The following is a 23,873-nucleotide window of genomic DNA, read 5'->3' on the forward strand; positions in this document are numbered from 1 at the left end:
GTATTACAACGTATTTTATTTGTTCAAAAAGGCGACCCATGCGACAAAAAGTATCTTTTAAAAGTGGTAATTTAGAACTTGCCGGACAACTTGAACTCCCCGATGGTGAAGTAAAATTTTATGCCCTCTTTGCCCATTGTTTTACCTGCGGTAAAGACATTGCAGCAGCAACACGTATTAGTCGTGCTTTAACACAGCAAGGAATCGCTGTACTTCGTTTCGATTTTACCGGCCTAGGCAACAGCGATGGCGACTTTGCAAACAGTAACTTTTCATCAAATATTCAAGACTTAGTATCTGCTGCTGATCATTTGCGAGCGCACTTTAAAGCACCGCAATTACTCATTGGTCACAGTTTAGGGGGTGCCGCAGTGCTTGCTGCTGCACAATATATTCCTGAAGTTACAGCTATCACAACCATTGGCGCACCGTCAGATGCGCAACATGTAGCACATAATTTTGAAGCCCATTTAGATGAAATAAACGCAGATGGCGAAGCAAAAGTGAGTTTAGCTGGGCGCGAATTTACCATTAAAAAGCAATTTATCGACGATATAGCTAAATACGATAAAAGCCACATAAGTAAACTTAAACGCGCTTTATTAGTAATGCACTCACCGGTTGATACAACCGTAAACATTACTGAAGCTGAAAAAATTTACGCATCCGCTAAGCACCCAAAAAGCTTTATAAGTCTAGATAACGCTGATCATTTACTGACAAATAAAAACGATGCCGATTACGCAGCAACAATTATTGCACATTGGGCAAACCGCTACGTACATTACGCATAAGGAAAACTTACCATTACGCGCTGCTAAAACGGCGCGTTAACCTACTAATTTATAAATTTAGCAACTTCTTTACTCATTCTATCAACCAGCCAGTCAGGACCACCACCATACATATCGTTATGGCGCGATTTTTCTATACGTAATTGAGTAACCGGAAACTCACTCAACTCTTTTTCGCTTAAAAGCACGCCGGCATCTGCCGGGTAATCACTACCTCTAAGGGTAAGTACACGAATATCTTTATTACGAGGCAGTAACATGCGGCGATGATCAAGCGTAATTACAGCGCTTACTTCATCAGGGTACATTGCGGCATACAAGGCTGAAATATCTCCACCATTAGAATGACCAAATAAAGTAAGCTTTGAAAAATCATACTCTGTGTATTTGGATGCTAATTCATTGACTAAAAACTTAAGGGTTACCACACCGCGGTGCCAGTTTTCCATGCGGGTAGTCATGTAAGGTGGATGTACATTTAACGTAGGGTCGGTTTTTAATTCATGGCCCACTGCAATGGCTAAATAGCCTTGTTTGTTAAATTCATCACTGGCGAAAGTATAGCGATTGTGACCCATACCATACCCTGCATTAATAAAGGCAACCGGACATTTATTTTGTTTGCTGCATTTAACGTTATTTGTTGGCAACGAAATGCTAATTGGGATCTCACGATCACGGCTAATGTCTGTAATAAACGCTTCGCTTGCATAGGAGCTTACACTTGTGAAAAGAAGCGTGAGGTAAAAGAGTGTTTTATGCATATTACTTAACGTAGTGTTTATTATAATTAATGCGAGTTAGTTTAGGCGTTTTATACTATTAATGACAGCCTTAAAAGTAATAGTAGTCTGTGTGGATATACCAAATTTATTTACATTTAAATTGCAGATCAATGAATGTTGTAAAAGACTAACAGCCGCAAACACAAAATTGTGCGATAATAGATGCAATTGTTCCAATATACTCAGTAAAAGATCCGATACATGAAATCATACAGCACCATTGAACAGCGCATTGAAATTCTAGAAGAAAAGTTAGCCTTAATTAATGATGAAATTAGCACATTAAAAACACCCGCTAAAAACAACAATGAACGCATTATATTTAAGTTTATTGAAACCGGCAGTACAGGTAAAACAAAGGACTTTGTTCGTGAATTAGGAATTAAATCACCGCGTGATGGACTGTTTTCATCTGGTGATGTTACTGCTTTAATTAAAAATGGCGCTGACGATATTTCACCGGCGTTACTAGCAATTGCTAGGCAACTAGCCAGTGCACGCAATAAAAATGGCCCTAGCCGATAATTAAACAACGCAGGTAACGTTTAGAAGCTTAGGCATCGTCTTTGCTTCTAATGTTTTAGTTAAACTTTTTACTTAACGCTTTCCTCTTCACTGTTATCAATGGCTGTAGTCGCCTCTCTCTGGTAAATCTTTTCTTAGCGCAAGCACTGCAATATAAATAAGCCCAAACAATGGAAATAATGCTAAGCACCCGCCTACAAAAGCTAAAACACCTGGGCTGGTGCTTTTTCGCTTGCCAATTTTGTAGCTAATAAGCGCAAAAATAGGAATACAAAATAAGATGAAAAATGTTAAAAACTCGCCAAATAAAGTGAGATTAATTGACATGGGAATTCCTTTTCATAGTGGTTAAATTATAATCTGCGCTAAATTTAACCACAAAAAAACCCTTAAGCAAACAACTTAAGGGTTTTAAATACAATGCTGTAAACTCAGCTCAAATTACTCTTCGCTTGCGGCTGGTTTTTCTACAACACTTATTGCAAGCTCAGTTAACGAATCATTATTCGCTTTGCTTGGCGCGTCGGTTAATAAGCAAGACGCTTGTGTAGTTTTAGGGAAAGCAATAACGTCACGAATGTTATCTGTTCCGCATAAAAGCATAACTAAACGGTCTAGACCAAATGCTAAACCTGCATGTGGCGGTGTACCGTATTTAAGGGCATCAAGTAAAAAGCCAAATTTGTCTTGTTGCTCTTGTGCATCAATTCCTAAAATTCTAAATGCTGCTTCTTGCATATCTGCATTATGTATACGTACCGAGCCACCGCCCACTTCGTAGCCGTTTAATACCATATCGTATGCATCTGAGATAGCCGCTGCAGGGTTTGCTTCAAGCTCACTTGCGCTAATATCTTTTGGTGCGGTGAACGGATGGTGCACAGCGTGTAATGTGCCTTCGTCGTCTTCTTCAAACATTGGGAAGTCTACAACCCAAAGTGGTGCCCAACTGTTAAGATTAGTGATTTCTAAATCTACACCAATTTTAAGGCGTAGTGCACCCATGGCTTCATTTACTGTGTTGCGCTTATCTGCACCGAATAAAATGATATCGCCAGTTTGTGCATTAGTACGCTCAAGTAACTGTGTGATCACATCTTCGTTTAAGAATTTAGCGATTGGCGATTGCACGCCTTCAGCGCCTGCATCACGGTCGTTTACTTTCATCCATGCTAAGCCTTTAGCACCGTAAATACCAATAAACTTAGTGTAATCATCAAGTTGCTTACGCGAAAGCTTAGCGCCACCCGGTACTGTTAATACAGCAACACGGCCTTTTTCGTCGTTTGCAGGGCCTGAGAACACTTTAAACTCAACATCTTTCACTAAATCAGCAACGTCTACTAATTTCATTGGGTTACGTAAGTCTGGCTTATCAGAACCGTATAAACTCATCGCTTCGCTGTAAGGCATAACTGGGAACTCGCCTAAGTCAACGTTGAGTAACGATTGCCACATTTCACGGATCATTTTTTCAGTCATACCACGTACTTGATCCGAGCTCATGAACGAGGTTTCTAAATCTATTTGAGTAAATTCAGGTTGACGATCGGCACGTAAATCTTCATCACGGAAACATTTAACAATTTGGTAGTAACGATCAAAACCTGACATCATCAACAATTGTTTAAATAATTGTGGCGACTGCGGTAATGCGTAAAAGCTGCCTTTATGCACACGGCTTGGTACTAAGTAATCGCGTGCACCTTCTGGCGTTGCTTTTGTAAGCACCGGTGTTTCGATATCTAAAAAGCCGTTTTCATCTAAAAAGCGACGAACAAAGCTGCTTGCTTTAGCACGTAATTTAATGCGGTCGCTCATTTCTAAGCGACGAAGGTCTAAGTAGCGGTACTTTAAGCGGCGCTCTTCAGAGTTTGTTTGGTTAAAATCAAGCGGCAATGGTTCTGAGCGGTTGATAATTGTAAGCTCGGTGCCTAAAATTTCCACTTCGCCTGTTGCCATATCTTTATTTACTTGGCTTTCTGGGCGAGCACGTACAACCCCTTTTAACTGAACACAAAATTCTTGGCGAAGCTTGTTCGCTGTATCCATAAGTCCTTCAACTTCTGGATCGAATACAACTTGTACTAAACCTTCTCTATCGCGTAAATCGACAAAGATAAGTCCACCAAGGTCACGTCGTTTGTTGATCCAGCCACATAGTTCAACTTCTTGATCTACGTGAGTTTTATTTAGCTGTCCGCAATATATAGAGCGCATAGTTTTCCTGTCAGATAAAAGGCTTCAACGGTAAAAATTATTTGTTTTTATAGGCGCATAATTTAAAAAAGAGCTACCACACTTCAAATAAAGCCGTAAGCAATCTAAGAATATTCAAATTAAGCCCTGCATTATACCCAAGTAGGTTGAAGATGCTAGGCGTGTTTGGTGTGTTGGTGTTAATTTAAAGCAGGCGCTGTTGGTATTTGCTACACTGGCGCCACGATGTAATTTATCAGCTATTTCTTATGTTATATATTGGATGCCCTCAGTGGTCTAGCAGTGCATGGAAAGGCAATTTATTTTCAAGCCAATGTAAAAACGCCGACATGCTAAGCCAATACGCACAGCATTTTAATTCGGTAGAAGGTAACACCAGTTTTTACGCCGACCCATCACCTAGTACTGTTTTGCGCTGGGCACAAAGCGTACCTGACGATTTTAGATTTACCTTTAAATTTCATCGTCGTTTTAGCCACGAGCTAGCGCTTAGCAACGTGCAAACAGAGCTTACCGACTGGCTTACATTATTTGCCCCTTTACTTGAAAGAATAGGGCAAGTAATGCTGCAATTACCCAAAGCATTTGGCCCAAACGATTTACCCAAACTGGCGCAATTTATTAGCTTACTGCCTAAAGAGCTTACCTATGGTGTAGAAGTACGCCATGCTGAGTTTTTTAAAAAAGGTGAAGCCGAAATAGCGCTTAATCAGTTATTAATGGCAAATAACATAAATCGTATTTCAATGGATACACGAGCGCTTTTTGCAGTAAAGCCAACCACCGAAGCGCTAATAGACGCCCAACAAAAAAAGCCTCACTTACCTGTACACGCTATTGCTACTGGCTCGCAGCCTATGGCCCGGTTTGTAATCGCTGATTTACAAAACGACTATCAAACCTTTTATAAACCGTGGCTTGGTAAAGTAAAACAATGGCTTGATGAGGGTAAATCTCCTTATGTGTTTTTTCATACTGCCGATAATCGTGAGTCGCCACTACTTGCACGTCAATTTTGTAAAGATCTTGGGTATAATCATCCAGTACTCAACCCGTTCAGCGGCGAAAAAGAAGCGCAGCAACACGCCCTGTTTTAAAAAATTAAAACAAAAATATAGAGACATAAAAATGAGTGAATATGCCCGTTACTTTACAGGCTACCCTGCAAACATTGTTGAGCAAGTATTAAGCCTTATAAATAACAATAAGGTATGTGACTACTTACTTAAAAAATACCCGCATGCACATACTATTACCAGCGATAAGTTACTTTACAGCTACGCAACAGAGCTTAAAAAGCAGTATTTAAAAAACGCTCCACCATTTGGCCGTGCGGCGTTTAAAAAACAAGGCGATATGGTCACCAATGCACTCGGTACCCACACCTACCGCATGCAAGGCAAAACCCGTAAACACGATTTAGCCATAAACAGCGACTTACTGCGCGCCCCCGAGCCATTATTAAAAGCGCTGGTTGTGCACGAACTCGCCCATTTTAAAGAAAAAGACCACAACAAAAGCTTTTATAAGCTGTGTTGCTACATGGAGCCACAATACCACCAGCTAGAGTTAGATTTACGGATTTTTTGTGTAGTGGTTGCGATGGGAGAGAATCCGTATAAATAGCTTTTTGGCACAGCAAATTTCATTAGTAATTAAAACCCTCATAAATGAAAAACGCGATCTAAATCGCGTTTTTATTGTTTACAGTTTTTCAATTCTGACAGCTATAAACTGACAGCTTTGGGTGTTAAAGCCCTAACTCAGCCATAAAGTCATCATCGGCATCATCTTGCACGGGCTCTTTTTTAGCCTGCGCTTTTTCAGCTTTTTGCTTAGCTTCGTTTTCGATAATGTCGTCTGGGTCAATGGCTTCAATAATGTCAAAATCGTGTAGTTTAATAAACTCTGTTTTATCCATTGCCAGTTCTAGGTAAAAAATATTTTGATTACGTGTAGTAAAAGTAACACGTCGTGCTTGTGGGCGATCCATTGTGGTATCGACCGAAATTTGCACTTGTTTATTGATCGCCATCATTTTTGGCTGATTTTGCGTAATAGAGGTATGTAATTGCTCACGAACCTTAGAAGTAAAGTCACCTACTATTTGGTTCATTAACTCGCCCATTACGTTTGAAACATCGTCTGACAAGTGACTATGTGCAATTTCTTCTTCTGGCATACCCATGTTGCGCATGTAGTCGCCGTAGATTTCCATTGCAGCCTGCGATGTAAAGTTGGTTACAACAAGCCCTGTAAAGCCGCCATCAAACAATACAAAGCAACCAATGTCTGGTCGCATGCAGGTGCGTGTTATTTTTTGAACCATGGCCGAGTAACTTATTTCGTTACCACTTGCTGATGAAAGTACCCCTGTCACAGAGTGACAAAGCGTTGCTAGTATATCGTCGGTGCTAATAACTTTACTTTTGCTCATTTAACGTTCTCTTTTGTACTTATTATTCATAATTCTAGCCAACCTACTGAATTTATCACTGACTATCCAGCATAAAATGTTAAAATAACCTTATTATTTTTAAAGAGACTGCCTTCGTGACCATAAAAGACAGTATTTACGCCTCTGAGCAACAAGTAAAAGATTTTAGCTTTGACCAAAATGTGGTTGAAGTATTCCCCGATATGATTCAGCGCTCTGTGCCTGGCTATGCCACTATTGTTAGCACTATGGGCAAATTAGCGGGGCAATATGCACAAAGTAATTCGAACTTGTATGACTTAGGCTGCTCGCTTGGTGCAGTTACACTGAGTATGCGCCGTAATATTCGCACCGATAATTGCCACATTATTGCAGTAGATAACTCACAAGCCATGGTTGAGCGTTGTAAACTGCATTTACAGGGTTTCAAATCTGAGGTACCTGTAACCGTTACTTTAGGCGATATTAACGAGCTTGAAATTCAAAACGCATCGGTTGTAGCAATGAACTTTACACTGCAGTTTATTCCTCATGCGCAGCGCCAAGCTGTTATTGAAAAAATATACGCTAATTTAAAGCCTGGCGGTGTGTTACTACTAAGCGAAAAAATTAAAGCTGAAAACGAGCAATGCGATAATTTATTGATTGATTTGCATCACGACTTTAAACGTCATAATGGCTACTCTGAGCTTGAAATAAGTCAAAAACGTACCGCAATAGAAAACGTAATGCGCCCCGATACACTCAGCACGCACCTTAACAGGTTAAGTGATATTGGCTTTAGCCAAAAACAAGTGTGGTACCAATGTTTTAATTTTTGCTCAATGGTAGCAATTAAATAATAAAGAGTAATTTATGTCTCAATGGTTTAATCAATTTTACGCTGCAATTGCACAAAGCCCACTTAGCCACTGGCTAGAAACGCTACCTGCCCAATTAAAACATTGGCAGTTAGAGGCAAGCCATGGTGATTTACCAAAATGGCAAAAAGTACTTAAAAATTTGCCCGAGGTAAAAACAACTCACGTTGATATAGCCACTAAAGTAGAAATTGGCGCACCAGGGGAGATGAGCGAAGGCGAGCAAAAACAAGCAACACATTTATTAAAACGCATGATGCCTTGGCGTAAAGGCCCATTTAGTGTGCACGGTATTGAAATAAACACCGAATGGCGCAGTGATTGGAAGTGGGACAGGCTCCTTCCACATATTGAGCCGTTAAAAGGCCGTACCGTGTTAGATATTGGTTGTGGCTCGGGATATCACTTGTGGCGCATGCGCGGAGAAGGCGCTGAGTTTGTAGTCGGTATTGATCCATCTGACTTATTTTTGTGCCAGTTTCAGGCAATTAAACACTTCAACCCCGACGAAAACGTGCATTTATTACCATTAGGTGTAGAAGCCCTGCCAGAGCTTAAAGCCTTTGATACGGTATTTTCAATGGGGGTGCTTTATCATCGTCGTTCACCAATTGATTTTTTAGCGCAGTTAAAAGCGCAGCTTCGCCCGGGCGGCGAGTTAGTGCTTGAAACCTTAGTTATTGAAGGCGACGAAAATACAGTACTCGTGCCTACCGACCGCTACGCAAAAATGCGCAATGTGTGGTTTATTCCAAGTACTGCTGCATTAAAACTGTGGATGGAGCGCGTTGGCTTTAAAGATGTGCAAATAAAAGATTGCGCAATGACCACGCTTGATGAACAACGCAAAACCGATTGGATGGAAAACGAATCGTTAGTTGATTTTTTAGACCCAACCGATACAAGTAAAACCATTGAAGGTTACCCTGCCCCACTTAGAGCGATACTAACCGCCAAAGCATAGCGGTTAATTTAACGCTTTTAATACTAAAAAAACGCCAACGGGCGTTTTTTTTGTTTATTTAAACAACAAACAGCGGACAAGTGTCCTTGTTAATTATTTCAAACCTATATTTACGCTAGCCGCGCAGATGCAATTGTTGTAAAATACGCGCGTTTCTAAGCAACCCAAAACAACTATTTTGAGGAAAACCTGTGAGCGAACAAAAACAGTCTCTTAGCTATAAAGACGCGGGCGTAGATATCGACGCTGGTAATGCACTTGTTGAGCGTATTAAAGGCGTAGTTAAAAAAACCCGTCGTCCTGAAGTGATGGGCGGAATTGGTGGTTTTGGCGCACTGTGCGAAATTCCTGAAGGTTATAAACAACCAGTATTAGTAGCGGGTACTGATGGTGTAGGTACTAAATTGCGTATGGCAATTGACCTTAAAAAGCACGATACCGTAGGTATTGACTTAGTTGCTATGTGTGTAAACGATTTAATTGTTCAAGGTGCTGAACCCCTGTTTTTTCTAGATTACTATGCTACAGGTAAACTAGACATAGACACAGCAGCCGACGTAGTAACCGGTATTGGTAAAGGGTGTGAAATTTCAGGTTGTGCCCTAATTGGTGGCGAAACAGCAGAAATGCCAGGTATGTATGATGGTGAAGACTACGACATGGCAGGTTTTTGTACCGGTGTAGTTGAAAAATCTAAAATTATTGATGGCACTAAAGTAGCCGCAGGCGATCAGCTTATTGCGCTTGCATCTAGCGGCCCTCACTCAAACGGTTTTTCTTTAATCCGTAAAGTACTTGAAGTATCAAACGCCGACACTAATCAAGTTATAGACGGTAAAACACTAGGCGAGCATTTATTAGAGCCTACACGTATTTACGTTAAACCGTTACTTGAGTTATTTAAGCACGTTGACGTACATGCCCTTTCGCACATTACGGGTGGTGGCTTTTGGGAAAACATTCCACGCGTACTACCTGCATCTGCTAAGGCTGTGGTTAAAGGCGATAGCTGGCAGTGGCCAAGTGTTTTTAACTGGCTACAAGAAAACGGTAATATTACTACGCATGAAATGTACCGCACATTTAACTGTGGCGTAGGCATGGTTTTGGTTGTTCCTGCCGATAAACTTGAGCAAAGCTTAACTTTGCTTAAAGATTTAGGTGAAAACGCTTGGCACCTTGGCGAAATCCAAGATGCGGCTCCAGGCGAAGAGCAAGTAGATATTGTAGGTGGTGCTAAGTAATGGCACCCACTCGTCTAGTAGTTTTAATTTCAGGCAGTGGCTCTAATTTACAAGCCATTATAGATGCCTGTGAACGTGGCGAGATAAACGGACATATTGCGGCTGTTATTAGTAATAAAGCAGACGCGTATGGCCTAGAGCGTGCTAAAAATGCAGGCATTGCAACGCAAGTCCTTAGTCATAAAGATTTTGGCTCGCGCGAGGCCTACGATGCGCAGTTAATGAACGTTATCGACTCTTTTGAACCAAATCTAGTTGTATTAGCTGGGTTTATGCGTATTCTTACACCTAGCTTAGTGCAAAAATATATTGGAAAAATGTTGAACATTCATCCATCTTTGTTGCCTAAGTACCAGGGGCTGAATACCCACCAAAGAGCAATTGATGCAAAAGACGATGTTCATGGCGTAAGTGTTCACTTTGTAACTGAAGAATTAGACGGTGGTCCGGTTATTCTTCAAGCACAAATACCTGTACTCAAGGATGATACAGCAGACACATTAGCAAAACGCGTGCACGAACAAGAGCATATAATTTATCCTTTGGTGGTCAAATGGTTCAGTGAACAAAGACTTACTATGGAAGCAGATTATGCGGTTCTTGACAAAAAACAACTTCCTGCACACGGCGCGCACTACCCACAATAAAAAAATAAGCGCCCTAATGCTATGTGCGGGCGCTTTACTTCCAACAAGCCTTATTGCAGGCGAATTGACTCAATACGAAGCCAAGTATGATATTTTGCGTAAAGGCAGCAATTACGGTAAAGCTATTCGTACTCTTAAAAAAATCGATGAAAACACATACAGAATAAAATATTCCAGTGATATTGACTGGATGATTTTTACTGATGTGCGAGAAGAGTCTTCAACTTTTACTTACAAAGAACAAAAGATAATACCATCACATTATTATCAAAAAAGTGAAGGGACTTTGCCTGATGAAGATTATAAGCTAGATTTTGACTTCAAAGCACAAAAAGTAATGAGTAATCAAAGCGAATACCCTCTAAACTGTCAATGGCATGATAATTATCAAGACGCAATTTCGTACCAAGTTCAGGTTCGTGAGGGGTTAAAAAAAGGTCAAACTAACTTCTCTTTTCCGCTTATTGATAAAAAAGGTAAGTGTCGGGAATATAATTTCGAGGTTGTTGGTACAGAAATGATTTCTTTGCCTATAGGTAACATTGAGGCAATTAAAGTTAAACGCTTATACGATACCGACAAACGACAAGCCCTCGCTTGGTTTGCCCCTGAGATGGATTACATGCTTGTGCGCATGTGGAAAGGTAAAAAAGGCACTGAACAGTTTGAAGTTCAAATGAATTCATTTACTGTGACTGCACCAACCGCAACAGCTGAGCACACTAAAAACCTTCAAGCTAATTAGCTGAAAGTTTATTGGTAAAATAGGTGAGCTATATAAGCTCACCCATTTTAAATAACGAAAACTCTCCTGGCTCCATTTTTTGCCAACGCTCATCGTTAGTAAGCGGCCTTGTTGCAATGACAGTTACCACATCGTTTGGGGTTGTCTCTTTTTGAAAATCAACAACCATATCGGCATCAATTAATGTAGCTTTACCAAAAGGCGCACGGCGCGTTATGTAATGTAAGTTATTTGTGCAGTACGCTAAAACAAATACGCCATCGGTCAACAACATATTAAATACGCCCTTTTCACGCAGCGTGTGAGAAAGCTTGGCAGCGTATCTAAAAACAGACGCCATATTAGAAGGTCGTTTAGGGTATTTTTCACGAATTTTATCAAGCAACCAACAAAAAGCGAGTTCACTGTCGGTGTTACCCACTGCGCGATAATATTCAGGCTTTAAATCGTGATAGTTTGAAAGCTGCCCATTGTGTGCATAGGTTATTTCGCGCCCCCACAGCTCACGCGTAAACGGATGGGTATTTTCAAGGCATACTCGCCCGCGATTACCTTGACGTATATGGCTGATAACCGAAACGCTTTTTATAGGGTAAGCTTTAACAAGCTTAGCAATTTCAGATTGATAGCTGGGCTCAGGATCTTTAAAAGTTCGACACCCTTTTCCCTCATAAAACGTAATGCCCCATCCATCTTTGTGTGGCCCCGTATTACCACCACGCTCTAATAGCCCTGCAAAACTGAAACATATATCAGTAGGCACATTGGCAGACATACCAAGTAATTCACACATTTATAAAAAAGCCCTTAAAAAGTACGGATAAATAGCAGTACATCTTACAAAAAAATTTTCTAAATTAGTTGCATATTTACTTAAAAAAATCATTATGGCTACCTGAATTATAAATTTTTAACGCTCTGAATTAATAAAAAACATAATGTGTATGGCAAAAAGCACTATCCGTCCCCTTAAAAGGTATTTTGTAAAGCAAAACTTCTGACTTTTTACTATAATTTTACACGCTAATTTACTTGAAACTTAAGCTGACTAGCGCTACTCTAAATGAGGTGGTCTGACCTCTATTAAGGAATTAAAATGACACTCATATTTACACTCGGTTTAATCGTGCTGCTGTGCACTGCGATTTACCACAGAGCGAGCTGGAACACAGCACTTGGTGTTTCTGCTGCAACATTATTAATCGGTACCTTCGCAGGTGCTTTTGGTTTAATTAGCTGGTTGATCTTTTTGATCATCGCAGTGCCTCTTTCAGTTACTGGTATTCGCCAGCAATACATCATCAAACCTATCTTTACGGTATTCAAAAAAGTAACACCGAGCATGTCTGACACTGAAAAGTCAGCTATCGATGCGGGTACAACTTGGTGGGAAGCTGATTTATTTTGCGGTAACCCTGATTGGAAAAAGCTACACCAATACCCTGTGCCTAAACTTACTATTGAAGAGCAAGCCTTTATAGATGGCCCTGTTGAAGTAGTATGTAGCATGCTAGATGATTGGGAAGCAACTCACGAGCTAACTGATTTACCGCAAGATGTATGGCAATACCTCAAAGACAATAAATTCTTTGCCATGATCATTAAAAAAGAATACGGCGGTTTAGAGTTTTCTGCGTTTGCTCAGTCTTGTGTACTTCAAAAACTAACAAGTAAATCAACATTACTTTCGTCAATTGTTGGTGTTCCAAACTCATTAGGTCCAGGTGAATTATTACAACACTATGGTACAAAAGAGCAAAAAGACCATTACTTACCGCGTTTAGCTAGCGGCCAAGAAATTCCATGTTTTGCATTAACATCACCAGAAGCAGGCTCTGATGCAAGTTCAATCCCTGATTACGGTGTTGTGTGTAAAGGACAGTGGAATGGTGAAGAAGTTGTAGGTATAAGCCTAACGTGGAACAAGCGCTATATCACGCTTGCGCCCGTGGCAACGGTACTTGGTCTTGCATTTAAATTACAAGATCCAGATGGCTTATTAAGTGATGTAAAAGAGCCAGGTATTACCTGTGCATTGATCCCTACAGATACTCCTGGAGTAGAGATTGGTCGTCGTCACTTCCCGCTTAACGTACCATTCCAAAATGGCCCTACTCGCGGTAAAGACATTTTTGTACCTCTTGATTACATCATTGGTGGGCCAGATATGGCTGGCCAAGGCTGGCGCATGCTAGTTGAGTGTTTATCGGTAGGCCGTGCAATTACATTACCGTCTAACTCTGCTGGCGGCATTAAAATGATTGCAACCGCTACGGGTGCATACAGCCGTATTCGTCGTCAATTCCGTTTACCGATTGGTAAAATGGAAGGTGTTGAAGAATCAATGGCTAAACTTGCCGGTTACGCATACAGCTCAGATGCTGCAGTGAGTATGTCGACTGGTGCAGTTGACCTAGGTGAAAAACCATCTGTTGTATCAGCGATTATTAAATATCACTTAACCGAACAAATGCGCGATGCAACAATTCATGCAATGGATGTTCTTGGCGGTAAAGGGATCATGCTTGGTCCAAATAACTATTTAGGTCGTGGCTATCAAGGTGCACCTATTGCCATCACAGTTGAAGGTGCAAACATCCTGACCCGTAATATGATTATTTATGGCCAGGGTGCAATTCGTTGTCATCCGTTTGTACTTACAGAGCTTGGTGCATGTGAAATTGAAGACCGCGAAGAAGCGCTTAACGTATTTGATAAAGCGCTAATGGGTCACATAGGCTTTACTATGTCGAACCTAGTTCGTACTAAGTGGCTTGCCCTTACAGGTGCTCGTTTTACAAGTGTGCCTTACCATGACGAAACAGCTGAGTTTTACCGCATAGCGTCGCGCTTTAGTGCTTCACTTGCGCTTATGTCTGACATAAGCATGGCTGTATTTGGTGGCTCTCTTAAACGTAAAGAGCGTATTTCTGCACGCTTAGGTGATTTATTAAGCTACCTATACTTAGTATCTGCAACGCTTAAACGTTACAACGACGAAGGCCGTAAGAAAGAAGATTTTGCGCTAGTTCAATGGAGCTGTCAGGATCACCTTTACCACTGTCAACGTGCGCTTGCTGACTTGATTAACAACATGCCTTCTGCACCACTTCGTGGCGTATTAAAAGTGTTATTATTCCCGTTTGGTCGCCCGGTGCGCAAACCTACTGATAAGTTAGAGCATAAACTAGCTCAAATCTTACAAGTGCCTAGCGAAACGCGTAACCGCTTAGCAAGTTATGTTTACTTAACAAATGAGCCACTTAACCTTGTAGGCCGTCAGGAGCAAACGCTGAAAGACGTGCTAGAAGTTGAGCCTTTATTTGAAAGAGTATGTAAAGAGAAAGGTGTCAAACTGCCGTTCTTCCAACTTGATAAAGTAGCGCAAATGGGTCTTGAAGCGGGTATTTTAAGCCAAGCCGAAGCGGATAAATTAGCCGCTGTAGAACAGGCTCGTTTAGACGTAATTAACGTAGATGACTTTGACCCTGCTGATTTGCTTGCAGGCAAAGCAGCTCGAGATAGTGTTATTACAAAAGTGGATGCTGCTTAACTAATTTAGTAAAGCAAGCAGCCCAACGGTAGAAATAATCCAAACCAGCGCATAATGCGCTGGTTTTTTTTGTGCAAAATAAACCTGCAATAAACACCATATAAAACCCAAGCTTAATAACATACTGTTTAATCTCTCAAATGTAATGCTATAGGTTATAAAGGCTCCTAAAAGCAACAGTATACTGGGTATAAACTGGCTGATTTTAAACGCTCGCGCCTTTTGATTCATTTTAAAAAACAACCGATATTGTTCATAAACCTTAGTGCAATCAAATTGTAATGAGCTGCTAAAAAGTACAATAAAAGCAACTGCCACACCGGCTATTATATTCACAAGATCTGGCCGCTTTTCTGATAATGTAGCCGATGCCATAAATACACATGAAAGTAACGATATACGCCATACCAACGTCCAGCTATGGTTTATGAAGTAACAAAACCAAAAACCAAACAAAGACCGCACACTCACCATCCTATTTATATTAATTACCGGTATAAAAATGCTAAAGAAAAAGATAATTGCAAAACCCAGATGATAAATAAGCGGTGATAACTCAACAGAAGTTAATAAAAATAAAGTGCTAAGAACAAATCCATAAACGAGTGCACTAGGTTTGTATAAACAGGTAATGCCTAAACCTAACTGAAGGCATATAAAAACGATAAAGTGCGGTACTTTTATCCACTGTACTAAGGTTAAATCAAGTGCTACCAGCAGACTCGCTATAAGCCAGCCATTGCTAATAAGTAACAATTTTATATCTGCTAAATTTAACCAGCTTGGACGAGCGATTGTGCGCTGAAATAACCGTTGATTGCTATCCTTAATTGCCGGTTTCATGGCGCTTAACATCACGCTTTGCAATAACAAATAAAACAGCGCCATTTGAGCACCACTTAAAGGAGCATCTGTACTGTCTATAATTTTCCCTAAACCTAAAAAGAGCAACAGCACCAAGCCTAAAATAGATGAACCCAACACCACTAAAAATATCAAACCAAAGCTCTTTAACTGCACTAGCAGCTGCTTAAGCTCAAGCGTGTACGCTAAGTACCGATAGCTTATAAACGCATGGTACTGCTCAAGCCTGCTTTTTACGCTCACAAAACTCATAACGGCACACATCTGAAACCATGTGTGGTAAACACTGCAGGCTCATGACAAGTAATAATAATTTGCCCATTCGGCTTATCAATCAAATAAACATCGAGTAAGTTTAAAAGGTACTGAATACTCATTTGATCAAGTGCAGCACTTGGCTCATCAAGAAATAAGTAAGATGACTTTCGCATTAGCGCTAAAATAAGTTGACACTTTTTTTGATTGCCCGAAGACAAGGCACTAAATCGAGTATTTAAAAATTCAGTAAAGCTAAACCCTTTAACTAATTCATATGGCCACTGGCAATCGACTGTGCGAACAGACAAATCAATGATTTGCTTAGCTGTTAAAAAATCAGGTAACGTAATTCGGTCACTGGCAATCGCTACTGTTTTTGTAGGCTCACTTAAAGTACTGCCGGCAAATAAAAATGAGCCACTTTGTGGTTTATCAAGCCCTGCTAGCATCATAAGTAATGTAGTTTTACCGTGGCCATTAGGCGCTTCTATGCAGAGTTTTTGATCTGAAAAAACCTGGTTATAATTTTTAAAAACTACATTGTTGGAAAATTGCTTATTTAAACCAATAACTTCAATCATAAAATATCCTTATAAACTAAGGTTTTATTATAAGCCTACAAAGTAAAGAGGCAAACTTATTGATTTGATTACTGCGTTAGCTAAAAGTACTTACTCATTTTTATAAATAAACTAATACCAACTCGCTTAATTAAATGAGCTATTTTGAGGCTGGGAAAACGTGTTAATAGCTAGGTAAAAAATTCACTATTTAATTGTTCTAAATGAGAATTTTTTAACGCAGGTACCGACACGTTTAGCCCCGCGAAATGATTAAGTATTATTGCGGATTGGTATAAAACAACTTAATTAGCTCTGAGGCAATTTTTGGCGGTAAAAAAATTAAATAGAGGATTTTATCTGATAACGAAAAATAGCATCAACAGTGGCGTTATAAGCCTATTTAAGGCAAATACATGTTTATATTTAAAAGTATTATTTAAGATACAAAAAATAAATAAAAGTGATTATTTATTAATTTTTATTTAATAGTTTGATAAGTATCGGTGATTATAAAATTTATAAATGATTTGATGATAAGAAAATTAATCTTTAAAACCTTGTTATTGAGGAAATAACAAGTGGCGGAGTGGACGGGACTCGAACCCGCGACCCCCGGCGTGACAGGCCGGTATTCTAACCAACTGAACTACCACTCCGCAGTGGTATGTGCATGGGGTAATGCACTTACTAATTTTGTTACGATATCAAATGGCGGAGTGGACGGGACTCGAACCCGCGACCCCCGGCGTGACAGGCCGGTATTCTAACCAACTGAACTACCACTCCGCAGAGATATCATATTACTTGTCATTACTAAATTCGTTGGCGGAGTGGACGGGACTCGAACCCGCGACCCCCGGCGTGACAGGCCGGTATTCTAACCAACTGAACTACCACTCCAGCATACAAATCTTTGTAATATAACAGTGTTTAAATAGTTGGCGGAGTGGACGGGACTCGAACCCGCGACCCCCGGCGTGACAGGCCGGTATTCTAACCAACTGAACTACCACTCCAGCGCGTATTTAAACTGTTATTTTTTCTTATTGGCGGAGTGGACGGGACTCGAACCCGCGACCCCCGGCGTGACAGGCCGGTATTCTAACCAACTGAACTACCACTCCATAATAAGAATATGTTTTACAACCATATGTTGTGTAAGTGTTGGCGGAGTGGACGGGACTCGAACCCGCGACCCCCGGCGTGACAGGCCGGTATTCTAACCAACTGAACTACCACTCCAGCTTTTACTTACAAATTGTCGAAAATTGGCGGAGTGGACGGGACTCGAACCCGCGACCCCCGGCGTGACAGGCCGGTATTCTAACCAACTGAACTACCACTCCGCATTTTCGTTGCTGTTTAGGTCTCCCTGACAGCGGCGTGAATAATACGAACCAGCCCCTACTTCGTCAAGGGCTTTTTTGTTTTTTTATAGGTTTTTTAGTCATCTGACATCGAAAGGTTTAAAATTTCACCTGATTTGTCATTTTTTGAACCGTTTTTGTCAACTTGATTTTTTTCTGTGCCGTCTGCATCTTGATTCGCGTGTTTCTTTTTATTTAAAAAAGGTAACGATAGTTTAATTTTAATCGGTTTTTTTTGTACAAATATTCGAATAGCTAACCAGCCAAGTAATATAATTAAAATATTACCGCCAATTATTAAGCTCACAATAGTGGAAGTGGCCATTTTTTCTTCTTCAGGCTCAATGGGGGTGGCTTGTTCGGCTGCAACAACTGTTGCAGGATCAACTTCTGGCACTGCTTCTATTGGTCGGGCTATTTCAAATTTATAGGTTGGTAAAGTGGCCATAAATTCACGGTCGTTATTGTTAGTACCAAAAACAGACAGCTCTACACTGTATCGACCCCAATCATAGTTTTTAATTATTAACTCTCTAGTTTCACTTTGCGTAGCGTTAATTGTAAACATTTGCTCTTCGTTATTTGGGTAGTAAATCTTACCCTGAAAAATAACGGTCTCAGGTTTAACTATTTTATTGTCTATTGCGATCGTTAATTTATGTTCATCAATATTTTCATCTGCAAGCGCGATATTAAAACTAAATGGAGGTTCGTGAACAATGATGGTGTCTTGCACGATTCTGCGTTGCAGTAAGGGAGTTGTAATGTAAAGTTCAGGTATCCACTCACCTTCAGGAAACACAAGTTTGAACTCACCGGTAAATACACCGTCTTTTGGGCGTTCATCAAATCCACGCCCGTCGTCTTTAAATTCGGCGACTTCTTGTGTACCTGCGCCAAAGTTTGCAAAGCTATCGTTATTCGTACTTACAAAGTCAACATTAAGACTAACCACATCTCTAAATAGATTAGCGTTAATGGGTTCACCATCATTTAATATTTGGCCAGTTACTTTTATCGTTTCGCCTCTAAAAAGCATGGGAGGTAATGGCTCTGCCTGTAGTGATATTTCACCCAGTACAACAATTCTGCTATCTGGTAAAATACTACCTATAACTTGCCAAGGACCTGGCATTGGTTTTTTTATAGTGACAAGGTCATAGCTAAGCTCGTCAAACCATTCAATATTCGTATCTCTAACTGCGTTGGTGGCAAAATACTTACTGCCATCAGGCCTAACTAAAATAACGGCAGGTGTTCCTGGTTTTCTGAAAAAGAGTAATGTGATTTCGTCTATTTGGCTGTCAATTCGAAAGCGATTGTCGAGTAAGGGGATTTCATTTTGCAGGCCATCCCGTTTTAATACTTCAACTTGCTCTGCGCTGTAAGCATTACTTGGTAACAAGCTTAGTGCACATAACACGATTACAAAATACATTATTCTCATTATAAAGGCCTTATTCAGCGCGCCATAGGCATTGGCCGCCTTCTTTGTTTACAAGATCCAATCTGGCTTCGTGTGCGCTTTGCTCTTCATCTGTGGCGCGTAATACAACCAATGGCGCTCTTTCGCTGGTTAAACGTCTTATACCACCTTGCTGTTGCTCGCTACCATCATCTTTATTTTGATTTAAGTTTAACTTTGTTTGTCCGCCTGTCATGGCAAGATAAACATCAGCTAAAATCTCAGAATCCAGTAACGCGCCGTGTAAGGTCCGTTTGGCGTTGTCTATGTCGTAACGTCGGCATAACGCATCTAGGTTATTCTTTTGACCAGGATGCAAATCACGCGCCATTTTAAGCGTGTCGAGAACTTGACAGTAATCATGGGTATTTGGAAAGCCTTGATTAAGCAATGCAAATTCATTATCCATGTGGCCCACATCGAACGGGGCATTATGAATTACAAGTTCAGCACCTTTTATATAATCAAAAAACTCTTGTGCAATATCGCGATAAAGCGGTTTGTCGCGTAAAAACTCATTGGTAATACCGTGGACGTCAATCGCTTCTTCTTCTATGCTTCGTTGCGGATTAATATAAACATGAAAGTTATTACCCGTTAAACGACGATTTACTAACTCTACACAACCAATCTCTATAATTCTGTGCCCTTGTTTAGGGTCTATGCCGGTGGTTTCTGTATCTAAAACTATTTGTCTGCGTGCCATATCGAATTAAGCCTGACTCTGGTATCTTTCTATAATCACTTTATTGTACATAAGATCAAGGTAAAACAGTGCAAAAAACCGTAGAGATTTACACCGATGGCTCATGTTTAGGTAATCCAGGCCCCGGTGGTTATGGTATTTTTATGATTTATGACGCCCATGAAAAAAAATTAAGCCAAGGCTATAAGCTCACTACAAACAATCGCATGGAAATGCTTGCGGCTATAGTGGCACTCGAATCACTTAACCGTGCTTGTGTTGTAAACCTTACTACCGATAGTCAATACGTAAAACAAGGTATCGAGTCATGGATTTCAAACTGGAAAAAACGCGGCTGGATAACGTCAGCTAAAAAGCCAGTTAAAAATGTAGACTTGTGGAAGCGCCTAGATGCAGCTTGCAGCAAGCACACAGTAAATTGGAAATGGGTTAAAGGTCATAGTGGCCATAAGTACAACGAAATAGTTGACGATTTAGCTCGAGATGCAGCTGGTAACAAAGATTTACTCGAAGATGTGGGCTACCAGCCTTAATTTACTTAATGCTAATGGTTGTCACTTTTTTGGTCGCACGTTTTGTAATGCTGTTTAGAGGTTTGCCTAAGCCCCGCTCCTTTTACAGGCACAAACTGTGGCCTAGCATGCCACTTAGGCTTTATAGGTGTCAGGGGGGCGACGCGTTTTCGAGCAACCAGCATATAAACACTGCCCATTGGTTTTAAATATTGCTTGGCAAATGCTCGCCAAAATTCAAACCGTGATAACCTGTTTCCCCTAGCAAGTGATGAGTAAATAAACCGCTCGTCACTTACAATTTCAAAACCCAATAAATTCAGCCAATCCTTCACCCTTGCAGGGGTAAAAAATCGTCCTGTCCACGGTAATTTTTGCCCGCTAAACGGCAACATTTGCGCTAGCCCACACAAGCTCAGCGGATTAAACCCGGTAATTAGAACGTAACCGCCAGGTATGAGTGTTCGATGAGCTTCGCGTAAAATGTGATGTGGGTCAGAGTGGTATTCTAAACAATGGCTTAAAATACAAGCGTCAACACTCTGCTCGTAAAAAGGTAATTCATCTATATCTGCCACGACCCCTGTATACGGTCCGGGCTCAGCGACACACACCTGGTGCTTAATAGTACTTAAACTTGTATTTAACTCACCGCTTAAATTACCTAACTTAAGCATATGATAACCAAACATGCGGGGCAGCCAATATTGCATTTTACGTTCAATATCAGCTTGCAAATAATCCCCGTGAGGGAACTGCTGCCACGACAGTGGTTTGGGTCCTTCTTGAAAACTAAGGGCTGGTTTCATTTTATGAGCTCGTTATACTATGCGTTAAGTGTCACTTTATAGAGCAATTTAACATGGTGCAAGTCAAAGCAATTAAAGCCTTTTCAGATAATTACATTTGGTGTTTAACCACTGAAGGCGACTCTAAAGCATGGGTCGTTGACCCTGGGCAGGCTGAGCCTGTGCTTGCTCATCTCGCAGCAGAAAACTTAACACTGGGTGGTATTTTAATTACCCATCATCATTACGATCATACCGATGGCGTTGCGCAGCTAGTAAAAGATGACCCAACAATAAGGGTTTATGGGCCTAAAAATAGCCCCTTTAAAGGAGTGACGCATCCACTGGTTGATAGCGATAGTATTGATATTTTAGGCCTCAACTTTAAAGTGCTCACAACTCCGGGGCATACGCTTGATCACATTTGTTTTGTAAATGAAAACATGGCATTTACTGGTGATACATTATTCAGTGGTGGCTGTGGACGTTTATTTGAGGGTACGAGTGAACAAATGTGGCATTCTCTAAACAAATTAAAAACGCTACCAGCAGGGTGTAAAGTGTTTTGCACCCACGAATATACACAAGCTAATTTAACTTTTGCTAAAGCTGTTGAGCCTCGTAATCCATCGTTACTTGCACACAGTGAGCTGGTAGATGAGTTAAGGAAAGAAGATAAAATTTCACTGCCAACCACTATAAGCCAAGAGCTTAAAATAAACCCGTTTATGCGCAGCGACATTCCAACCATCATAGAGGAAGTACCTAAAGAATTTATCTCGGTTACAAAAAACAATGAACCTTGGCATAACTTTGCTGCTCTGAGAAAGTTCAAAGATAATTTTTAGCGCATATAAGTTTATTATTTTAAATCATTAACTTGAAATATCTGAACACTTTCTACTAACTGCTGTAATTGTCATAAAGTGGTAATGTTAGTTTATTAAAGGTAACATTTGCCGAGTTTTTTACCCGATGTATTGGTATTTATGAATAAATCTCCTCTTATACTAACCTTGGCGCTTGCGCTAAGTGGTTGTCAAACATTGACTACCTTAAAATCAGACCCTCAGGTCGCAAATCAAGCTAATAATAAGCTTGAAGGTGCAAGCCCAAATGATATTAACAATGCATTAATGGTAAACGCGCAATATCAACAACTAGATAGCGATGAACAAGATGCGCCGGTATTTGACGATGTATGGGAGCGTATTCGTTACCAATTGTCGATTAATGTTCCTCAAAACCGCCCGGTTGTGACCGAGCGAAATTATTATGCGAAGCATCAACGTTATTTAGACCGTATTTCAAAGCGTGCAGAGCCGTACCTTCACTTTATTGTTGAAGAAGTGGAAAAACGCGAGATGCCAATCGAAATTGCGCTTCTTCCTATTGTAGAAAGCGCTTTTGATCCCTTTGGCTACTCTCACAGAACCGCCTCGGGTATTTGGCAATTTATGCCACAAACGGGTGAGCGCTTTGATTTAAAACAAAACTGGTGGTACGACGGCCGCCGAGATATTGTGCAATCTACCCGTGCAGCGCTAGATTACTTATCTTATCTTCACAAAACACTTGAAGGTGATTGGCTCAATGCCATAGCCGCCTATAACTCCGGTGAAGGGCGCCTGATGCGCGCAATTAAAAAAAATCGTAAAAAGCATTTGCCTACCGATTTTTGGTCATTAGATTTACCAAGAGAAACCACGGCTTACGTACCAAAGCTACTGGCACTAGCTGACTTATTAAAACGTTCGGATGAATTTAATGTAACGTGGAAACCCATTATCAACGCCCAAGTAGTAGAAGTAGTTGATGTAGGCTCACAAATAGACCTAGCACTTGCCGCCGAAATGGCCGACATGACATTAACAGAGCTTTACAGATTAAACCCTGGGTTTAACCGTTGGGCTACAGATCCAAATGGCCCCCACTCTTTGCTTTTACCTATTGATAAAGCGCAGCAGTTTTCTGAAAAGCTTGCCAATACTGATATTAAAAATAGGCTTCGCTGGCAACGATACGTGGTAAAAAGCGGCGACAGTTTATCTGTAATTGCTAAAAAGTTTACCACTAGCACCAGCGCAATTAGATCTTTGAACAAGCTTGATTCAAATACGATACGCATTGGACAAGCGCTACTAGTCCCGTTAACCGATGGTGCAATAAATAGCGAGCACTTACCAAAGCAAATGCGTATGGCTGCAAATAAAACATCACGCACTAAGCTTTCGCATACCGTAAAAAGTGGCGATACCTTATGGGATATCAGCCGCGAATACGATGTGACTATGGATGAATTGGCAAAGTGGAATAAACTTAAAAAAAGCGCTGTGCTACGCTTAAATCAAAAACTCACAGTGTATAAATCACAAAATAAAACGACCAGCGCACCAAAAAGCACTAATCGCACGATTACGTACAAAGTACGAAGAGGCGATTCACTTGCGCGTATTGCGTCTAAGTTTAATTTAACGGTAAGCGAAATTATCAAATGGAATAATTTAGCAGGTCAAAAGTACTTACAACCGGGGCAAAAATTAAAGCTTAAAGTGGATGTAAGAAGTAGTTAACTA

The 23,873-nt window shown here is 40.6% G+C and carries 22 protein-coding genes, 7 tRNA genes and 1 pseudogene; 13 read left to right on the top strand and 17 right to left on the bottom strand.

The window, feature by feature from the left end:
* Positions 1-38 precede the first annotated feature (38 nt).
* Positions 39-788: pseudogene (locus ACFI34_RS09110) on the top strand (alpha/beta hydrolase family protein); the annotation flags it as partial.
* Between the two features lie 50 nt (positions 789-838).
* Here ACFI34_RS09110 and ACFI34_RS09115 read toward each other — a convergent pair.
* Entirely contained in the window at positions 839-1,558 is a 720-nt protein-coding gene (locus ACFI34_RS09115) for an alpha/beta fold hydrolase (protein ID WP_462673255.1), read from the bottom strand.
* A 222-nt stretch (positions 1,559-1,780) separates the two neighbouring features.
* Here ACFI34_RS09115 and ACFI34_RS09120 point away from each other — a divergent pair, with 222 nt between their 5' ends.
* On the top strand, positions 1,781-2,104 hold the full coding sequence (locus ACFI34_RS09120; RefSeq protein ID WP_006794033.1) for a hypothetical protein: 324 nt from the start codon (positions 1,781-1,783) through the stop codon (positions 2,102-2,104).
* 96 nt (positions 2,105-2,200) lie between these two features.
* Here the strand turns inward: ACFI34_RS09120 and ACFI34_RS09125 are convergent, their stop codons facing one another.
* The gene (locus tag ACFI34_RS09125) at positions 2,201-2,431 is read right to left on the bottom strand and encodes a hypothetical protein (protein WP_010557107.1); all 231 of its coding nucleotides are present in this window, start codon (positions 2,429-2,431) and stop codon (positions 2,201-2,203) included.
* A gap of 114 nt (positions 2,432-2,545) precedes the next feature.
* Positions 2,546-4,324 carry an aspartate--tRNA ligase gene (gene aspS / locus ACFI34_RS09130; RefSeq protein WP_462673256.1) on the bottom strand — a complete coding sequence of 593 codons (1,779 nt, stop codon included), beginning with the start codon at positions 4,322-4,324 and terminating at the stop codon, positions 2,546-2,548.
* A gap of 248 nt (positions 4,325-4,572) precedes the next feature.
* On the opposite strand from aspS, the gene ACFI34_RS09135 reads away from it, so the two are divergent.
* Both ACFI34_RS09135 and ACFI34_RS09140 read left to right on the top strand, forming a co-directional pair.
* Entirely contained in the window at positions 4,573-5,421 is an 849-nt protein-coding gene (locus ACFI34_RS09135; RefSeq protein ID WP_462673257.1) for a DUF72 domain-containing protein, read from the top strand.
* A 31-nt stretch (positions 5,422-5,452) separates the two neighbouring features.
* The gene (locus tag ACFI34_RS09140; protein ID WP_462673258.1) at positions 5,453-5,950 is read left to right on the top strand and encodes a M48 metallopeptidase family protein; all 498 of its coding nucleotides are present in this window, start codon (positions 5,453-5,455) and stop codon (positions 5,948-5,950) included.
* 124 nt (positions 5,951-6,074) lie between these two features.
* Here ACFI34_RS09140 and ACFI34_RS09145 read toward each other — a convergent pair whose 3' ends face one another.
* Positions 6,075-6,761 (bottom strand): DUF3334 family protein, encoded by a 687-nt coding sequence (locus ACFI34_RS09145; protein WP_006794039.1) that lies wholly within the window; start codon positions 6,759-6,761, stop codon positions 6,075-6,077.
* A gap of 116 nt (positions 6,762-6,877) precedes the next feature.
* Between ACFI34_RS09145 and cmoA the strand changes: the two genes are divergently transcribed.
* The 5 genes from cmoA (at position 6,878) to ACFI34_RS09170 (ending at position 11,221) form a co-directional block, all read left to right on the top strand.
* Complete coding sequence (gene cmoA / locus ACFI34_RS09150) at positions 6,878-7,603, top strand: carboxy-S-adenosyl-L-methionine synthase CmoA (RefSeq protein WP_462673259.1); 726 nt, start codon at positions 6,878-6,880, stop codon at positions 7,601-7,603.
* Between the two features lie 13 nt (positions 7,604-7,616).
* A complete protein-coding gene (gene cmoB / locus ACFI34_RS09155) occupies positions 7,617-8,585 on the top strand; it encodes a tRNA 5-methoxyuridine(34)/uridine 5-oxyacetic acid(34) synthase CmoB (protein WP_462673260.1) in 969 nt (322 codons plus the stop codon).
* A gap of 191 nt (positions 8,586-8,776) precedes the next feature.
* Positions 8,777-9,829, top strand: coding sequence for a phosphoribosylformylglycinamidine cyclo-ligase (gene purM, locus ACFI34_RS09160; protein WP_462673261.1), 1,053 nt, complete (start codon positions 8,777-8,779; stop codon positions 9,827-9,829).
* Complete coding sequence (gene purN / locus ACFI34_RS09165) at positions 9,829-10,476, top strand: phosphoribosylglycinamide formyltransferase (RefSeq protein WP_462673262.1); 648 nt, start codon at positions 9,829-9,831, stop codon at positions 10,474-10,476. Before purM ends, purN begins: the two co-directional genes overlap by 1 nt.
* Before the next feature lie 16 nt (positions 10,477-10,492).
* Positions 10,493-11,221: a DUF3108 domain-containing protein gene (locus tag ACFI34_RS09170; protein WP_462673263.1), complete on the top strand. Its 729-nt coding sequence runs from the start codon at positions 10,493-10,495 to the stop codon at positions 11,219-11,221.
* Positions 11,222-11,249: 28 nt separating this feature from the next.
* Here ACFI34_RS09170 and ACFI34_RS09175 read toward each other — a convergent pair whose 3' ends face one another.
* Positions 11,250-12,014, bottom strand: a complete 765-nt coding sequence (locus tag ACFI34_RS09175) for a class II glutamine amidotransferase (RefSeq protein WP_462673264.1) — start codon at positions 12,012-12,014, stop codon at positions 11,250-11,252.
* 303 nt (positions 12,015-12,317) lie between these two features.
* Between ACFI34_RS09175 and fadE the strand changes: the two genes are divergently transcribed.
* Positions 12,318-14,774: an acyl-CoA dehydrogenase FadE gene (gene fadE / locus ACFI34_RS09180; RefSeq protein ID WP_006794046.1), complete on the top strand. Its 2,457-nt coding sequence runs from the start codon at positions 12,318-12,320 to the stop codon at positions 14,772-14,774.
* Here fadE and ACFI34_RS09185 read toward each other — a convergent pair whose 3' ends face one another.
* From ACFI34_RS09185 to dnaQ, 11 genes are all read right to left on the bottom strand, one after another.
* Entirely contained in the window at positions 14,775-15,890 is a 1,116-nt protein-coding gene (locus ACFI34_RS09185; RefSeq protein ID WP_462673265.1) for a DUF6136 family protein, read from the bottom strand. It lies immediately after the preceding gene.
* Positions 15,887-16,477 (bottom strand): ATP-binding cassette domain-containing protein, encoded by a 591-nt coding sequence (locus tag ACFI34_RS09190; protein ID WP_462673266.1) that lies wholly within the window; start codon positions 16,475-16,477, stop codon positions 15,887-15,889. Before ACFI34_RS09190 ends, ACFI34_RS09185 begins: the two co-directional genes overlap by 4 nt.
* Before the next feature lie 561 nt (positions 16,478-17,038).
* Positions 17,039-17,115: transfer RNA gene (locus ACFI34_RS09195), tRNA-Asp, on the bottom strand.
* A gap of 53 nt (positions 17,116-17,168) precedes the next feature.
* Positions 17,169-17,245, bottom strand: a tRNA-Asp gene (locus ACFI34_RS09200).
* Between the two features lie 37 nt (positions 17,246-17,282).
* Positions 17,283-17,359, bottom strand: a tRNA-Asp gene (locus tag ACFI34_RS09205).
* Between the two features lie 39 nt (positions 17,360-17,398).
* Positions 17,399-17,475: transfer RNA gene (locus ACFI34_RS09210), tRNA-Asp, on the bottom strand.
* 31 nt (positions 17,476-17,506) lie between these two features.
* A tRNA-Asp gene (locus ACFI34_RS09215) sits at positions 17,507-17,583 on the bottom strand.
* 41 nt (positions 17,584-17,624) lie between these two features.
* A tRNA-Asp gene (locus tag ACFI34_RS09220) sits at positions 17,625-17,701 on the bottom strand.
* 27 nt (positions 17,702-17,728) lie between these two features.
* A tRNA-Asp gene (locus ACFI34_RS09225) sits at positions 17,729-17,805 on the bottom strand.
* A 97-nt stretch (positions 17,806-17,902) separates the two neighbouring features.
* The gene (locus ACFI34_RS09230) at positions 17,903-19,273 is read right to left on the bottom strand and encodes a TIGR03503 family protein (RefSeq protein ID WP_462673267.1); all 1,371 of its coding nucleotides are present in this window, start codon (positions 19,271-19,273) and stop codon (positions 17,903-17,905) included.
* A 10-nt stretch (positions 19,274-19,283) separates the two neighbouring features.
* Positions 19,284-19,997: a DNA polymerase III subunit epsilon gene (gene dnaQ / locus ACFI34_RS09235; protein ID WP_462673268.1), complete on the bottom strand. Its 714-nt coding sequence runs from the start codon at positions 19,995-19,997 to the stop codon at positions 19,284-19,286.
* A gap of 68 nt (positions 19,998-20,065) precedes the next feature.
* Here dnaQ and rnhA point away from each other — a divergent pair, with 68 nt between their 5' ends.
* On the top strand, positions 20,066-20,530 hold the full coding sequence (gene rnhA / locus ACFI34_RS09240; protein WP_462673269.1) for a ribonuclease HI: 465 nt from the start codon (positions 20,066-20,068) through the stop codon (positions 20,528-20,530).
* Positions 20,531-20,541: 11 nt separating this feature from the next.
* On the opposite strand, the gene ACFI34_RS09245 is transcribed toward rnhA, so the two are convergent.
* Positions 20,542-21,318 carry a methyltransferase domain-containing protein gene (locus ACFI34_RS09245; protein WP_462673270.1) on the bottom strand — a complete coding sequence of 259 codons (777 nt, stop codon included), beginning with the start codon at positions 21,316-21,318 and terminating at the stop codon, positions 20,542-20,544.
* Positions 21,319-21,371: 53 nt separating this feature from the next.
* Here ACFI34_RS09245 and gloB point away from each other — a divergent pair, with 53 nt between their 5' ends.
* A complete protein-coding gene (gene gloB, locus ACFI34_RS09250) occupies positions 21,372-22,145 on the top strand; it encodes a hydroxyacylglutathione hydrolase (protein ID WP_462673271.1) in 774 nt (257 codons plus the stop codon).
* A 141-nt stretch (positions 22,146-22,286) separates the two neighbouring features.
* Positions 22,287-23,870: a LysM peptidoglycan-binding domain-containing protein gene (locus tag ACFI34_RS09255; protein WP_462673272.1), complete on the top strand. Its 1,584-nt coding sequence runs from the start codon at positions 22,287-22,289 to the stop codon at positions 23,868-23,870.
* Positions 23,871-23,873 lie beyond the last annotated feature (3 nt).

The organism is Pseudoalteromonas sp. PSi26 (assembly GCF_054960575.1).